This is a genomic window from Luteolibacter sp. LG18, assembly GCF_036322585.1.
Taxonomy (GTDB): Bacteria; Verrucomicrobiota; Verrucomicrobiia; order Verrucomicrobiales; family Akkermansiaceae; genus Luteolibacter.
Genome location: NZ_AP024600.1, coordinates 813,025 through 827,429, shown reverse-complemented (window position 1 = coordinate 827,429; position 14,405 = coordinate 813,025). Strand labels below are relative to the sequence as shown.

Sequence of the window (14,405 nt, the reverse complement as noted above, 5' to 3'; positions counted from 1 at the left end):
ATCGGTTTCGCTGCCCGCATGAAGATCGCGGTGACCGGCACGACCGGACGGGTGGGCGCGGCATTGGCGGCGCATTTCGCCGGGCGGCACGAGGTGACTGAATTGTCACGCGCGCGCTTCGACCTCGCCGATCCCGCTGCGATGGCGGCCGCGCTCGGGGAGCTGGACTGCGATGTGTTCCTCAATCCCGCGGGCCTAACAGGCCTGGAGGCCAGCGAGGACGATCCCGCGCTGGCCCGTCGCCTGAACGTCGAGGCTCCGGGCGAGCTGGCCGCGTGGGCCACCCGCCGCGGTGTCCGGCTGATCCATTTCAGCACCGATTACGTCTTCTCCGGGGAAGCGCCGGGTCTGAAAACCGAGGACGATGTTCCTCAACCGCTTTCGGTCTACGGCACGACCAAGCGGGAAGGGGAACTGGCGGTGCTCGCCCATCCCGGGACCTGCGTGGTCCGCGTGTCCTGGGTCTTCGGGCCTGAGAAGCCGTCGTTCACGGACGGCATCGTCCGCGCCGCGCTGGCGGGTCAGCCGCTTGCCGCCATCGCCGACAAGTGGTCGCTGCCGACCCACACCCGCGACCTCGCAACATGGACGGAGCGACTGATCGAAACCGGCACCGAGGGCATCGTCCACGCCTGCCAATCCGGCGAGCCGGTGAGCTGGCACGGCATGGCGGAGGTGATCGTGGATGAACTCGTCCGGCAGGGGCGTTTGGCCTCCCTGCCCCCGGTGGCGGCCACCGCGCTGGACGCCACCACCGCCTTCCGTGCGCCCCGTCCGCGCCACACCGCCATGGCCACTAACAGATTGTCGGCATGTCTCGGCGAGGCCCCCCGCGGGTGGCAGGATGCACTGCGGGAATACGTCCGTGAATGCCGTTGACCCTCCTAGGGGGCCGTGCCAACTTGATGGCGCAAATGAAGTCCCTGCTCTTGCCTGTCGCCGCGGCCCTGACCCTGGCCTCCTGCGACACCCTCAATCGACCGCTCAGCACCAGCGGCGATTTCGACCCCTTGACCGCTCCCGGCTCCCTGAGAAAGAACGACCTCGGCCAAGCGGGTGGCTCGTCGTTTTCCCCGGGCCAGTTCGTCCGCGCGGTGACCGACAACACCGCGTTCTTCGTGAAGCGCCCGCGCGGTGAAGGCGATGCCGACAAGTTGTTGAAACTCGGCACCCAGATGAAGGTCATTTCCACCGACGGGGCATATCTCAAGGTTGAACTCGATTCCGGCGAGGTGGGTTATGTCGCCTCCGTGCTCGTCACGGATCCGTCCGCTCCTGTCGCCGGTCTGCCGGGGGCTCCCGGAGAGGTCCAGGTGTATCCGCCGCTGCCGGGTGGCCCGGTGAAGCCCATCGACCAGAGCATCCCGCTGATCCCGCCGGGCGAGACTCCGCCGAGCGGTGCCGTTCCCACCGTGATCGATCCGGCCGCTCCGCCGACCGATGTGCCCGTGCCCGCTCCCGCCGACACCAAGGCACCCGCCGAGCACAAGCCCGCCGCGGAGGCTGCTCCTTCGGCTGAGGCACCTGCGGAAAAGCCCGCCGGGAACTGATTTCCACCCATCTTCCAGACACGAAAAAAGCCGCGGTCACCCGCGGCTTTTTTCTTGGGAAAACCGGATGGCTCAGAGGCTCTTGAGGGTCTCCTTCACCGCGTTGAAGTCCGGGAGATCCTTCGGGTGGTCCTGGGATTCGGAGTAGCGGATCACGCCAGCCTTATCGATCACGAAGGCGGAGCGCTTCGCCACGCCGCCCATGATCAGGTTCGCCTCGGGCAGGAACTGCTCGTAGGCCACGTCGTAGGCCTTGGCCACGGTGTGCTCGTAGTCGCTCAGCAGCGGCAGGTTGATGCCGGACTGCTTGGCCCAGGCTTCCTGGGCGAACGGGCTGTCACCGGAGATCCCGAACACCTTGGCGTCCAGCGCCTCGTATTCGGACAGGCCGGAGGTGATGTCGCACAGCTCGGTGGTGCAGACGCCCGTGAAGGCCATCGGCACGAACAGCAGCAGGATGTTCGATTGGCCGATGTGATCGGAGAGTTTCACGAGCTGCGGGCCTTCGGCCGTTTTCGTCACGAGGGTGAAATCCGGGGCTTTGTCGCCGACTTGGAGTGCCATGGTGGTATTGGGGTTGTTCGGAACCGGGGGCGACTATAGAAGCGGCTTTCCTTCGGTCAACCAACGCATTCCCACCATGGCATTTGAATTCTCCACCATCGGCCGCCACCTCGGCACCGGCAGCGGCATCGAGGAACTCATGGACGACCTCGGCCACGCCCTCGCCAAGGGTGGCCCGAACATCAAGATGCTCGGTGGCGGCCAGCCCGCCCGCATCCCGGAGATCAATGCCGTGTGGCGTCAGCGCCTGGAGGAGCTGATGGCGGAGGAGGGTGGCCTGGAGCGCTCGCTCACCCGCTACGATTCCCCGCGTGGCAACCCCCATTTCCTGGAGGCCATCGCGAAACTGTTCCGCGAGTCCTTCGGCTGGAACATCGGCCCGGAAAACGTCGCCGTCACCGCCGGTGGCCAGACCGCGTTCTTTTTCCTCTTCAACCTGCTCGCCGGAGCCATGCCGGACGGCCGCCGCAAGAAGATCCTGCTGCCGGTGGTGCCGGAATACATCGGCTATGCGAACCAATCCGCGTCCGAGGAGCTGTTCCGCGCCGTGCCGCCGGTGATCACCGAGACCGGCCCGCACGAGTTCAAATACGGCGTCGATTTCGACAATCTGGAGATCGGGGACGACGTCGCCGCGATCTGCTTCTCCCGCCCGACCAACCCCACCGGCAACGTCCTCACCGACGCCGAGGTCGCCCGCCTTTCCGGCATCGCGAAGGAGCACGGCATCCCGCTGATCATCGACAACGCCTACGGCGCGCCCTTCCCGAACATCTTCTTCGCCGACGCCAAGCCATTCTGGGATGAGCACGTGGTCCTCACCTTCAGCCTCTCGAAGATCGGCCTGCCCGCCACGCGCACCGGCATCGTGATCGGGCCGCCTGAAATCATCCGCGCCCTCGGCTCGATGAGCGCCATCGTCGGCTTGGCGAACACCAACATCGGCCAGCAGATCGTCCTGCCGCTGGTGGAATCCGGGAAGATCCTGGAGCTCTCCAACGACATCGTCCGTCCGTTCTACCAGGAAAAGTCCCGGCTCGCGGTGAAGGCCGCGGAGGAGATTTTCGGCGATGACTTCCCGTGGCGCGTCCACCGCTCGGAGGGGGCCCTGTTCCTCTGGTTCTGGTTCCCCGGCCTGCCGATCACCTCGAAGGAACTCTACGAGCGCCTGAAGCGCCGCGAGGTGCTGGTGGTGCCCGGCCATTACTTCTTCTTCGGCCACGACGATCCGGCCTGGCGCCACCGCGAGGAGTGCATCCGCGTGAGCTTCGCCATGGACGAGTCCGTGGTCCGGGACGGCCTGAAAATCATCGCGGAGGAAATCCGCGCCTGCCTGTCCGGTTCCTGATCCGGCCGGACAAAATCCCCTAGACTCCCGGCACCACCCCATCCACGGTGCCAGCACATCAGCCTACGCTCATGAAATTCAACACCATCACCTGCGCCGCCATCGTGGCGCTCCATAGCATCGGTTCCGCGTTCGCCGGGGGCGAGGGCTGGACCAGCGACTTCGAGGCCGCGAAAAAGAAGGCCGCCGAGGAGAAGAAGGACCTGCTTCTCGACTTCACCGGGTCCGACTGGTGCGGCTGGTGCATCAAGCTCAATGACGAGGTGTTCTCCAAGGACGCTTTCAAGGCCGGGGTGAAGGACAAGTTCGTGCTCGTGGAAGTCGATTTCCCGCAGGACGAGGCCAAGATTTCCGCCGAGACCAAGAAGCAGAACGACGGCCTCCAGGAGAAATTCGGCGTCGAGGGTTTCCCGTCCATCATCCTCTGCGATGCCACCGGCAAGCCGTTCGCCAAGACCGGTTACGAAGCCGGCGGCCCGGAAAAATACGTCGCCAACCTCGACACCCTGCGCGCCAAGAAGGCCAAGCGTGACGAGGCTCTCGCCGCTGCCGCCAAGGCGGAAGGCGTGGAGAAGGCCAAGCAGCTCGTCGCCGCCCTCAAGGAGATGGATCTCGAGGACGCCACCGTCACCAACTTCTACGGCGACGTCGTGAAGGACATCAAGGCGGCCGACCCGAAGGACGAGACCGGTTTCACCAAGGAAATCGAATCGAAGGCCAAGCTCGCCAAGTTCGAGGAAGACCTCAATGCCTTCGCCGAGAAGCAGGATCACGACGGTGCGCTGGCGTTCGTCGATAAGACCCTCAAGGAGGGTGGCTTCGAAGGGGAGACCAAGCAGGAGATCCTCGCCACCAAGGCGATGATCTACGCCCACGTGAAGAAGTACGACGAAGCCATCAAGGCGGTCGAGGAAGCCAAGGCCGTGGCCCCGGAGAGCGAGCTCGGCAAGAACATCGACAAGTTCAAGGCCCAGCTCGAGAAGATGAAGGCCAACCCGAACGCCGCGGACGAGGAAGAAGACGGCGGCGAGGAGCCGGAGCCCGCGCAGAAGGGCGAACCCGAAAAGAAGGCGGAGCCGGAGAAAAAGGCTGAGCCCGAAAAGAAGTGATCCCCGCGGATCCTTCCTGATTTTCCAAACGCCGTTCCGGGATACCGGGACGGCGTTTTCTTTTTGCGGGCCTTCAGGAGGCGCTGGAGGGCGTCGCCGCGGGAGCCAGGGCCTCGATCCGCACGCCGGACCGAAGCAGGTCCAGGGCGCGTCCGCGGAACAGCACGGCGTCGGTGCGATCCCCGGCCACCAGCGTGTGGGTCCAGCAGCCCGCCGCGTCCCGCTCGTCCTGGCCGATCACGCTGCCGGGGCCGTATTCGCGGTCCGGTTCGCCGGGGGCGGAGGCGATTATCTTGCCCGTCCGCACCAGCAGCACCGCCCGGCACGGATCGCCCCGCTCGGCGAAATTCTCGCCCACCTCGAAGTGGACCGAGGGCATCGGGTCCTCCGGCACCGGCAGCGGCGCGCTGAGGTCGCGTGGGAAGAACAACTCGAAGGTCCAGTCGATCATCACCCGCAGTTTCCGGCCGAAGCCGGGCAACTTCGAAAGGTAGATGGAGCGCCACATCCACCACGCCACGAAGCCGCTGAAGCGGAAGCCGAGGATCTCCGCCACCGCTTCGTGCGCGCCCACCGTGGCGAGCTGACCGAGATAGCGGTGGGTGAAGGGTTGGAGCGGCTCGCCGCGCAGCGCGCGCAGGATGTTCAGGCCGAGCTGGCGGCCCTGGCGCAGGGCGAGCTGGGCGGTGGGAGGGGAGGTTTTCAGCTCACCGTCGTCGTTCCACGGCACCGCCGCGCAGTCACCCGCCGCCCACAGCTTGTCCTGGCCCTTCACCCGCATGCCGGGCTCCGTGGCGACCCGGCCTTTTTCCGCCTCGATGCCGAGCTGTTTGCACAGGTCCATCACCGCCGGATTCGGCGCGTTGCCGATGCTGGAGATGATCGTGTTGGTTTCGATGAATTGCCCCTCCGCGTAATGGATGCGGTTGGAGGTGGCCTCGCTGACGCGGGAGTTCAGGATGATCTCCATGCCGCGCTTTTCCAGCACCCGTTGGGCGTGGTCGCCGAGATCCGGGCCGATCTCCTCCAGCAGGTGCGGGCGGCTGTGGATCAGCACCACCCGCGGCTTCTTGTCCCGGAGGTTCGCGTAGAATTGTTTCGCGGAGTTCACCAGGTCCAGCACCTGGCCGGCGGTCTCCACGCCGGTGTAGCCGCCGCCCACGATCACGAAGGTGATCAGGCGCTGCCGCACCGCCTCGTCCTCCACCAGGTTCGCCTCCTCCAATCGGTTGATGATGGACGAGCGGATCCGCATCGCGTCCGCCGCGTTTTTCATCGGCAGGCCATACTCGGTCATGCCGGGGACCTTGCTCAGGTCGGTCACGCTGCCGAGCGTCAGTACCAGTTGGTCGAACTCGATCTCGTGGTTGCGGGTGAAGCGGCCGCCATCGACGATCACCTTCTTCGCGGCCCAATCGATGCGCTTTACTTTCCCCTGAAGGATGTCGGCGGTCTTGCAGAAGTGCCGCAGCGGGTGGACGACGTCGAGCGGGGAAAGGGTGGCCCCCGCGACCTCGGCGAGCATCGGCTGGAAGACGAGCACGTTGCGCTCCGCCACCAGCCCGACCTTCAGCGAGCGGTTCGCGCCCAGGGCCTTCGCGCAATACGCGCCTGCGAACCCACCGCCCAGAACCAGGATGTCGTATTTCATGCAGCGAACGGCAATCGAGCCGCCTGCACCATGGCATCTGTTAGCCGCGGTTCAACTCCGGAAGGGGGGCAGAGAAAACGATGGATCGGAGATGAAATCCCGAATAGATTCCGGAAATCCGATGAGAGTGTACACGACCTTGGGGATGATCGTGACGACCGTGCTGGCGGCCGGGGTTTGCCACGCCAAGCGCGCGGCTCCCGCCGAGGTGAAGCCGGTGGTTTATGGAGATTACACCCTTTCCGCCCCGAACCAGCCCGCGAACGCCGGGCAGGTGATGATGACGGACAACAAGGGCAAGGAGGTCCGGCACGTGCTGAAGGTCTATCAATACCCGGTCGATCCTCTGTTGGAAAAGGACGTCCAGTGGGTGTTCATCACCGCGCTGAAGCTGGAGGGGGACGTGATCACGGTCACGGACGAGAAGAACAAGACCTACACCGTGGACCTGCGGGAGCACTTGAAGAAGTGCACGGGGTGCAAGTGAATGCCGCCGCTCATGCCATTCATTCTTTCAGCGCAGCGGGAGGATCTGCCCTCCTTTTTGGAAAACTGGAAAAACTACAGGGCTTCGCTTGAGGCGGCCCAAGGGCTGTTTCCGCGGAATGCTTACGAGATCGCGATCTCGGATTGGTGGTATGATCCAAATCGGCCCGAGGGGCCTCACGATGCGTGGTTGCAGAAGCTGGAGGTGGGCGAGGCGAAGGATGAGGATGGTGTCCGCCATGTGATGATCCGGATCGAACTGGCATCTGCGCATCACGGGACGATCGTGTTGGTTTATCCCAAGGTGTATTCTTATTGCCTGGCCATGGGGGAGGCTTGGCGGGACATCCACGGGGACTGGCGTTTCGATGAATTCTCCCATGACGGGACGGCAGGCCGATTCACCCATACGATCGAATGGGCGGATGGACCGGTGTGGACGATCACGGCGAGCGATCTGATCCATTCGTTTGATCCCGGGGAAGGGAGGTGGTTGGGGTGAGGGGCCGAATGAAGAAGCAGGGAAGTCCGGGATTCTGTCTGCCGCGGGATTGCCTGCGCTGCGCTCCGGCCATGCCAGTCAGCGGCTTCGCCGGGTGTTGAAAAGGTCGCGAAGCTCCCGCCGCATTCGAACCACCTCGCTGCGCTCGGTAGGTTCTCACCCACCAGCCCTCGATGGAGAGTGGAATGCATCCTTGGGGGAAAACGGATGCGGGATAACCAATGCACCACTAGGTGATTGGTCGGGCTGGCGGGATTCGAACCCACGACCCCTTGCCCCCCAGGCAAGTGCGCTACCAGACTGCGCTACAGCCCGTAAATCAACGGGGCGCCAAGCAAGCAGGGGAAATCCGGATTGGCAAGCCCGGAAAATCGTGCGATTGCCCCTGCGGGCATGGAACGTATCAAAACTGCGATCGTCGGAGCGAGTGGCTACACCGGAATGGAGCTGCTGCGCTTGCTGTTGGTGCACCCTCAGGTGGAGTTGGTGGCTGCCACCTCCCGCCAGGAGGCAGGGAAGCCGATTCACGCTGTTTTCCCGCGTTTCCGCCACGCGCCGGCCGCCGAGCTGACCTTCATCGAGCCCGATCCGGCCGCCATCGCCGCCACCGGCGCGGAGGTGGCGTTCCTGGCGTTGCCCCACGGGGTGGCCGCGGACATCGCCCGCGCCCTGCTGGGCCGCGGCCTGAAAATCATCGACCTGAGCGCGGATTTCCGCCTCCGGGACGCCTCGGTTTACGCGGAATTCTACGGCCACGAGCATCCGGCCCCGGATTTGCTCGCGCGGGCGGTTTACGGCCTGCCGGAAGTGCGGGCGGACGAGATCGTGAAGTCCGATCTCATCGCGTCCCCGGGCTGCTACCCCACCAGTATCCTGCTGCCGCTACTGCCGCTGCTGCGGGAAAAACTGATCGATCCCGCCACCATCGTCGCGAACTCCATGAGCGGCGTCAGCGGCGCGGGCCGGAAAGCGGATCTGACGCTCCTCTTCGTGGAGTGCAATGAAAGCGTGCGCGCCTACGGCCTGCCGAAGCACCGCCACCTCTCCGAGATCGAGCAGGAGCTGTCCATCGCCGCGGGCGAAAAGGTCACGATCACTTTCCTGCCGCACCTGATCCCGGTGAACGCGGGTATCCACACCACCACCACGGCGATGCTCGCTCCGGGCATCGATCCGGAGGCGATCGGACGCAGCCTGGAGGCGGCCTATTCCCGCAGCGCCTTCGTGCGCGTGCTCGGCCGCGGCGGCTATCCGGACACGAAGAACGTGACCCGCACCAATTTCATCGACATCGGGTGGCAATACGACGCGCGCACCGGCCGGATCATCCTGCTCAGCACCGAGGACAACCTCGGCAAGGGCGCGGGCGGCCAGGCGGTGCAGAGTTTCAACCACTTGTTCGGCCTCGACGAGACTGCCGGATTGCAAAACTTCTGAGGCCTGCGCACCTTGCGCGCGTTCAATCCTGCCATGGACTTCCCCTTCACCCGGATCAAAGGCGGCGTCGGAGCGCCGAAAGGCTTTCTCACGTCCGCGGTCGCCTGCGGCATCAAGAATCCCGCCGTCGAGCGCCTCGATCTGGCCTTGATCTATTCCGAGCGTCCCTGCACCTCCGCGGGCACGTTCACCACCAACCGCGTGAAGGCGGCTCCGGTGAAGGTCAGCCAGGCGCACCTGCGCAAGGATGACCTGCGCGCCATAGTGGTGAACTCCGGCAACGCCAACGCCTGCACCGGCGTGCAGGGGATCCACGATGCCAACGCGATGTGCGATGCCGTGGCGAAGCCGCTCGGCCTGAAGCGCAACGAGATCGGCGTGTGCTCCACCGGCGTGATCGGCCTGCCGATGCCGATGATGCGCATCGAGCCGAAGTTCGAGGAACTCGTCTCGCAGCTCAGCACGAGGAACGGTCCGGAAGTCGCCGCGGCCATCATCACCAGCGATACGCGCCCGAAGGAGGTCTCCATCGCCTTCGATCTGGGCGGCCACCGCGTCCGCATCGGCGGCTGCGTGAAGGGCGCGGGCATGATTTCCCCGAGCATGGCCACCATGCTCTGCTTCATCACCACCGACGCGAACATCCCCAGCGACTCGCTGCGGAAGTCCGTGCTGGAGTGCGTGGAAAACAGCTTCAACCGCATCACCATCGACGGTGACATGAGCACGAACGACACCGTGCTGGTGCTGGCGAACGGGGCCAGCGAGATGCCCGCCATCCGCCGCGGCAGCGCCCTGTGCAAGCAGTTCCGCGCCGCCCTGCAGTGGGTGATGCTGGAGCTCGCCAAGGCCGTCGTGCGCGATGGCGAGCGCGTCACCAAGTTCGTGACCGTGGATGTGAAGGGGGCCCGCACTTACCTCGACGCCAAGAAGGTGGCCGAGGCGGTCTGCAAGTCCGCCCTGGTGAAATCCTCCTGGAACGGCGGCGACCCGAACTGGGGCCGTATCCTCCACGCCGTCGGCTACTCCCGCGCCCGCATCCGCGAGGAGCTGGTGGACATCCACATCGGCGGCAAGGCGGCCTGCCTCGGTGGCCTCCAGACCACCACGCCGATGGAGGAGCTGCGCGCCGTGGTCGCCGAGCCGGAGTTCAACATCGTGATCTCCCTGAACCAGGGCGACGCCGACTACACCATGTATTCCAGCGACCTCTCGCCGGAGTACATCGACTTCAACCGCTCCGAATACGCCTACTGGAAGCAGGCGCGGAAGGACGGGCTGGTTTGATTCACTTCCGGGCTTGATCCGCGCCGTCTCCCGGCAAACGATCCCCGCACTTCGCACGAGTAGCTCAGCGGTAGAGCAACCGGTTTACACCCGGTCGGTCGGCGGTTCGATCCCGTCCTCGTGTACCATCCTTTTTCATCGCGGGCTTGCCCGCCCGCCCGGGTGGTGGTTTCTTCCCGCCCCGTCATGCACCTGCGCTTCACCGAGAACGAGCTCGCCACCCTGATCCAGATGGTCAGCCTGGCCGCGAACGTGGCCTCGGTGAACCAGAAACCGGGAGCCGAGCAGGGCATCGCCGCCTTCGAGGATCTGGAAAACAAGATCCTCGAGCGCGCCAGCCACGCCGGTTTCGGCGAGATCATCGAGTTCGACGAGGAGAAGCAGGCCCACCGCGTGACCGTGGAGTACGAGGGCAACTCGTTCTTCCAGGAGTGCTTCGAGGAATTCCGCGAGGAAAGCTTCTGGGAGGAAATGGTCATCCGCCTCGCCGACCGCGACCTGATCCGCTCGATCGGCCTGCCGCTGTGGGAGAAAATGAGCGAGCAGGAGCGCCGCGCCCGCACCCAGGACATCGAGAAGCGTTACTGGGAGGAGTTCACCAAACACGGCATCGAGCGCGTGGCGGTGATCCATCCGCCGGGAGAAGGCTGAGCCTCCGTCCCGGATCGCGTCCCCGGTCTTGAACGAATGGTGGACGAGTGATTCTCGAAAACTTTCCCGGCCGTGCTACGCTCTACGGGAGATGGATTACACCCGGGCACGCGAGCGCATGGTGAGGGATCAGATCGAGGCGCGTGGCGTCCGCGAGCCGCGCGTGCTCGCGGCGATGCGCGAGGTGCCGCGCGAGCAATTCGTGCCGACGGCGCTGCTGCCCTGGGCCTGTGAGGACCAGCCGCTGTCCATCGGCCGCGGCCAGACGATTTCCCAGCCCTACATGGTGGCCCTGATGACGGAGCTGCTGGGGGCGGGCCCGGACTCCACCGTGCTGGAGATCGGCGCGGGCTGTGGCTACCAGAGCTCGGTGCTGTCGCGGCTGGTGAAGCATGTGTGCGCCATTGAACGGGATGAGGTGCTCGCGGAGGAAACCTCCAAACGCCTCGTCGGGATGGGCTGCGGCAACGTCGAGCTGATCCACGGCGATGGCTTTCTCGGCTGGCCGGGGCTTCAGCCGCGTTTCGAGCGCATCCTGGTGGCCTGTGCGGCCGAGGAGCTGCCGACCGCGCTGTTGGATCAATTGGCTCCCGGTGGCCGCCTGGTGATCCCTGTGGGCCCTCCTGACACGAAACAGGACCTCACTCTGGTGGATCGCGATCAGGCGGGCGTCCTGCACACACAGGTCATCCTGCCGGTCCGCTTCGTGCCGATGGTTCACGGCAGCGTGTGAGCGGTCGGCTACCCAACAAAAAAGGGCGGCCTCGCGGCCGCCCTTTTGGGAATGGAAAGTTGAAAGTTGGATTGGCTTAGAAACCGGTCGCCGGTTCTTCGTCGTTCACGTGCAGGCGGCGGTAGCCACCGATGGACTTGAAGTAGATCAGCAGGCCCAGATAGAGCAGGCCCATGGTGGCCGGCACGACAGACGTCAGCTTGAGGGCCATGCGGCCGCCGTAGAGGCCGGCATCCTTCACCAGCGGCTTGTCCGCGGCGGCGTCAGCCTTGGCGGCTTGCCACCAGGCGTCGAGCTGGTCGTGGTTCTTGTCGGGCGTGCCCGCCTTCGCGAGCAGTTCGCCGGTGCGGGCGAGTTCCTTGCCGTCGTCTTCGAGGACGCCCACCTTGGCACCGTCAAGACCCACGGTCTTCAGTCCGGCGAAGGTGTTCTCCTTGTCCGCCTTGTAGCGGCCGTAGGTGGCCGGAGCCTGCTGCTCAAGGTGGTGGGAAGCATTGTAGTCCTGCTTGAAACCGATGGCCGGGCCACCGAGGAGACCGGCGGAAAGCATGCCCACGCCGCCCATCAGGCCGATGCCGATGGCGCCGGATTTCGGGAAACGCTCGGAGGCCACCGAGAGCATCGTCGGCCAGAGGAAGGTCTTGCCGAGCGCGTAGACGGTGGCGGCGATCACGCACATGGCGACGGTGGTCGCACCGCCGAGGAGATTGAGGCCGAGGCAGCCCAGCGCGGCGCTGATCAGCAGCAAGCCGATCGGGGAGATGCGGTGGACGATCGGGCCGGCGCAGAAGCGCAGCACGAACATCAGCAGGGAGGTGTAGGAGAAGAGCATCAGGCCCTTCTGCGGGCTGTCCATGATCGCGCCGGTGATCTTGCTGATCCAGGAGTCGGTGCCGAGCTCCACGTAGCCGACGAGCGCGTGGATGAGCAGCAGGACGAGCATCAGCGGCGTGAGCAGCGTGCCGATCATCTGGCCGAGTGGCACACCTGCCACGGAAGCGTGGGATTTCGGGAAGCGCTGGCCCATCATCATCAGGCCGTAGGCGACCACCGGAAGGAGGAACAGCGACATCTGGATCTTCCAGTCCACGGCGGCGGCGGTCACGTTGCCCGCGGCGTCGGTGTGTTTGGACATCAGCGCGGAGGCCACGCTGCCCAGGACGAGGCCTGCGGGCCAACCGGCATGGAGAATGTTGAGGTAATGCGTCTGCTGTTTCGGGAACAGCGTGGCGGTGAGCGGATTGACCACCGCTTCGCAGATGCCGTTGCCGACCGCGAAGATGAACATCGCCGAGAAGAGACACCAGTAGGCGGAGTCCTTGCCGCCCGAGGCGAAGAACGCCGGCGTCGCGAGCGTGAGCACGGCGGAAACGAAATGGAGCAGGAAGGCCAGGCTCATCAGCTTGCCGTAACCGATCTTATCGGCGATCAAGCTGGAGAGGATGATCACCAATCCGAAGCCGGTCAGGCCGCCACCGGTGATGGTGCCGAGCTCGGTCATGGTGAAGCCGAACTGGTCTGCCCATTGGCCGAGGACGCCGCCGCGGACGGAAAAGCCGACGCCGGTTGCCAGGATGGCGGTGAAGCCAGCCCAGAGTAGCCGTTTGGCATTGGGCTCAATTGATGGATCTGCGGTGGTACTGCTCATGAATGGAATTCAGGGGTAAGGACCGGACCGATTAACCGTTCTCGTGATCCCTGACAAGCAAGAGCTTCCACGAAGAAAAACTGATAGAAAACGCTTCCCCTCGCGGGGCGGGATTCCAGTTAGGGAAAGGTGGGTTTCGGGAAGGTGAATGAGGCGAATTCATTGCCGAATCGCGTCCTGTCGGGCGGTTTCCGGGCGCGAAAAAGCCCGGGCTCCTCACGGAGACCGGGCTGGGGGAAAGATCGCGGGATCTTACTTGGAGGAAGACACGTAGGAGGCCTGGGAGGCACCCTTCTTGAGCTTCTTCTGCTTGATCCAGCTCATCGTGGAGCGGAGCTTCTCGCCGGTCTTCTCGATCTGGTGCGCGGCCTCGGCCTTGCGGATCGCGTTGAAGCGCGGGTAGCCTTCCTTGTACTCCTTGATCCAGTCCTTGGCGAACTTGCCGGACTCGATTTCCTTGAGCTGCTTCTGCATCCGCTTCTTGACGGAGCCGTCGATGATCTTCGGACCCACGGAAACGTCGCCCCACTCGGCGGTTTCGGAGACCGAGAAGCGCATGCCGGCCAGGCCGGACTCGTTCATCAGGTCGACGATGAGCTTCAGCTCGTGGAGGCACTCGAAGTAGGCCATCTCCGGCTGGTAGCCAGCCTCGACGAGCACTTCGAAACCGGCCTTCACGAGGGCGGAAGCGCCGCCGCAAAGCACGCACTGCTCACCGAAGAGGTCGGTGACGGTTTCCTCGCGGAAGTTGGTTTCGAACACGCCGGCACGGGTGGAGCCGATGCCGCGGGCCCAGGAGAGGGCGATTTCCTTGGCCTTGCCGGTGGCGTCCTGGTGGATCGCGATCAGGCCGGGAACGCCCTTGCCGTCGACGAACTGGGAGCGGACGGTGTGGCCCGGGCCCTTCGGGGCGACGAGGATCACGTTGATGTCCTTCGGCAGCTTCAGCTCGCCGAAGAGCACGGCGAAGCCGTGGGAGAAGAGGACGGTCTTGCCGGCGGTGAGGTTCGGGGCGATGTCCTTCGCGTAGACTTCCGGGATCACGGTGTCCGGAACGGCCACGAAGATCACGTCGGCGGCCTTCACGGCGTCGGCGGTGTCCATCACTTCGAAGCCGAGCTTCTTGGCGACTTCACGGGACTTCGACTTCTTGTAGAGACCGATGACGACCTTGAGGCCGGAGTCCTTGAGGTTCAGCGCGTGGGCGTGGCCTTGGGAGCCGAAGCCGATCACGGCGAGGGTTTTCTTCTTCAGGGGCACCAGCGAGGCGTCCTTGTTGGTGTAGATCTTCGCGGCCATGGCGTGTCTCTAGGTGATGGTGTGGAGAATAGCGTCACCCCTTTTGGGATCGGCGAGGCGTCAAGCTGGCGATCCCGTGCCGCGGGGTCAAGTCTTGGAAGCGGGAGAATTGCTCAAAAATGAGGTATTACTTCCCGATT

General features: G+C 64.7%; 14 protein-coding genes and 2 tRNA genes. 11 read left to right on the top strand and 5 right to left on the bottom strand.

All coding sequences use genetic code 11. From position 1 onward, the window contains the following. Positions 1-18: 18 nt before the first annotated feature. Positions 19-879 (top strand): NAD(P)-dependent oxidoreductase, encoded by an 861-nt coding sequence (locus llg_RS03370; RefSeq protein WP_338288149.1) that lies wholly within the window; start codon positions 19-21, stop codon positions 877-879. Between the two features lie 35 nt (positions 880-914). Beyond that, entirely contained in the window at positions 915-1,550 is a 636-nt protein-coding gene (locus llg_RS03365; RefSeq protein ID WP_338288148.1) for a hypothetical protein, read from the top strand. 72 nt (positions 1,551-1,622) lie between these two features. Here llg_RS03365 and llg_RS03360 read toward each other — a convergent pair whose 3' ends face one another. Further along, positions 1,623-2,114 carry a redoxin domain-containing protein gene (locus llg_RS03360; RefSeq protein ID WP_338288147.1) on the bottom strand — a complete coding sequence of 164 codons (492 nt, stop codon included), beginning with the start codon at positions 2,112-2,114 and terminating at the stop codon, positions 1,623-1,625. A gap of 76 nt (positions 2,115-2,190) precedes the next feature. Here llg_RS03360 and llg_RS03355 point away from each other — a divergent pair, with 76 nt between their 5' ends. Both llg_RS03355 and llg_RS03350 read left to right on the top strand, forming a co-directional pair. Next, positions 2,191-3,462: a valine--pyruvate transaminase gene (locus llg_RS03355; RefSeq protein WP_338288146.1), complete on the top strand. Its 1,272-nt coding sequence runs from the start codon at positions 2,191-2,193 to the stop codon at positions 3,460-3,462. Positions 3,463-3,533: 71 nt separating this feature from the next. Continuing rightward, the gene (locus tag llg_RS03350) at positions 3,534-4,571 is read left to right on the top strand and encodes a thioredoxin family protein (RefSeq protein WP_338288145.1); all 1,038 of its coding nucleotides are present in this window, start codon (positions 3,534-3,536) and stop codon (positions 4,569-4,571) included. Between the two features lie 73 nt (positions 4,572-4,644). On the opposite strand, the gene llg_RS03345 is transcribed toward llg_RS03350, so the two are convergent. Beyond that, the gene (locus tag llg_RS03345; protein WP_338288144.1) at positions 4,645-6,222 is read right to left on the bottom strand and encodes an NAD(P)/FAD-dependent oxidoreductase; all 1,578 of its coding nucleotides are present in this window, start codon (positions 6,220-6,222) and stop codon (positions 4,645-4,647) included. A gap of 121 nt (positions 6,223-6,343) precedes the next feature. Here llg_RS03345 and llg_RS03340 point away from each other — a divergent pair, with 121 nt between their 5' ends. Next, positions 6,344-6,709, top strand: a complete 366-nt coding sequence (locus llg_RS03340) for a hypothetical protein (RefSeq protein WP_338288143.1) — start codon at positions 6,344-6,346, stop codon at positions 6,707-6,709. Between the two features lie 12 nt (positions 6,710-6,721). Beyond that, positions 6,722-7,210 carry a hypothetical protein gene (locus llg_RS03335; RefSeq protein ID WP_338288142.1) on the top strand — a complete coding sequence of 163 codons (489 nt, stop codon included), beginning with the start codon at positions 6,722-6,724 and terminating at the stop codon, positions 7,208-7,210. Between the two features lie 238 nt (positions 7,211-7,448). On the opposite strand, the gene llg_RS03330 is transcribed toward llg_RS03335, so the two are convergent. After that, positions 7,449-7,525: transfer RNA gene (locus tag llg_RS03330), tRNA-Pro, on the bottom strand. A gap of 78 nt (positions 7,526-7,603) precedes the next feature. On the opposite strand from llg_RS03330, the gene argC reads away from it, so the two are divergent. The 5 genes from argC (at position 7,604) to llg_RS03305 (ending at position 11,318) form a co-directional block, all read left to right on the top strand. Next, positions 7,604-8,647, top strand: a complete 1,044-nt coding sequence (gene argC, locus llg_RS03325) for an N-acetyl-gamma-glutamyl-phosphate reductase (protein ID WP_338288141.1) — start codon at positions 7,604-7,606, stop codon at positions 8,645-8,647. A 33-nt stretch (positions 8,648-8,680) separates the two neighbouring features. Then, on the top strand, positions 8,681-9,934 hold the full coding sequence (gene argJ / locus llg_RS03320; RefSeq protein WP_338288140.1) for a bifunctional glutamate N-acetyltransferase/amino-acid acetyltransferase ArgJ: 1,254 nt from the start codon (positions 8,681-8,683) through the stop codon (positions 9,932-9,934). 53 nt (positions 9,935-9,987) lie between these two features. Beyond that, a tRNA-Val gene (locus llg_RS03315) sits at positions 9,988-10,062 on the top strand. 58 nt (positions 10,063-10,120) lie between these two features. Continuing rightward, entirely contained in the window at positions 10,121-10,585 is a 465-nt protein-coding gene (locus tag llg_RS03310) for a hypothetical protein (RefSeq protein WP_338288139.1), read from the top strand. A 91-nt stretch (positions 10,586-10,676) separates the two neighbouring features. After that, on the top strand, positions 10,677-11,318 hold the full coding sequence (locus llg_RS03305; protein WP_338288138.1) for a protein-L-isoaspartate(D-aspartate) O-methyltransferase: 642 nt from the start codon (positions 10,677-10,679) through the stop codon (positions 11,316-11,318). Positions 11,319-11,394: 76 nt separating this feature from the next. Here llg_RS03305 and llg_RS03300 read toward each other — a convergent pair whose 3' ends face one another. Beyond that, positions 11,395-12,966: an MFS transporter gene (locus tag llg_RS03300; protein ID WP_338288137.1), complete on the bottom strand. Its 1,572-nt coding sequence runs from the start codon at positions 12,964-12,966 to the stop codon at positions 11,395-11,397. A 252-nt stretch (positions 12,967-13,218) separates the two neighbouring features. Then, positions 13,219-14,265 (bottom strand): ketol-acid reductoisomerase, encoded by a 1,047-nt coding sequence (ilvC, locus tag llg_RS03295; RefSeq protein ID WP_338288136.1) that lies wholly within the window; start codon positions 14,263-14,265, stop codon positions 13,219-13,221. Positions 14,266-14,405 lie beyond the last annotated feature (140 nt).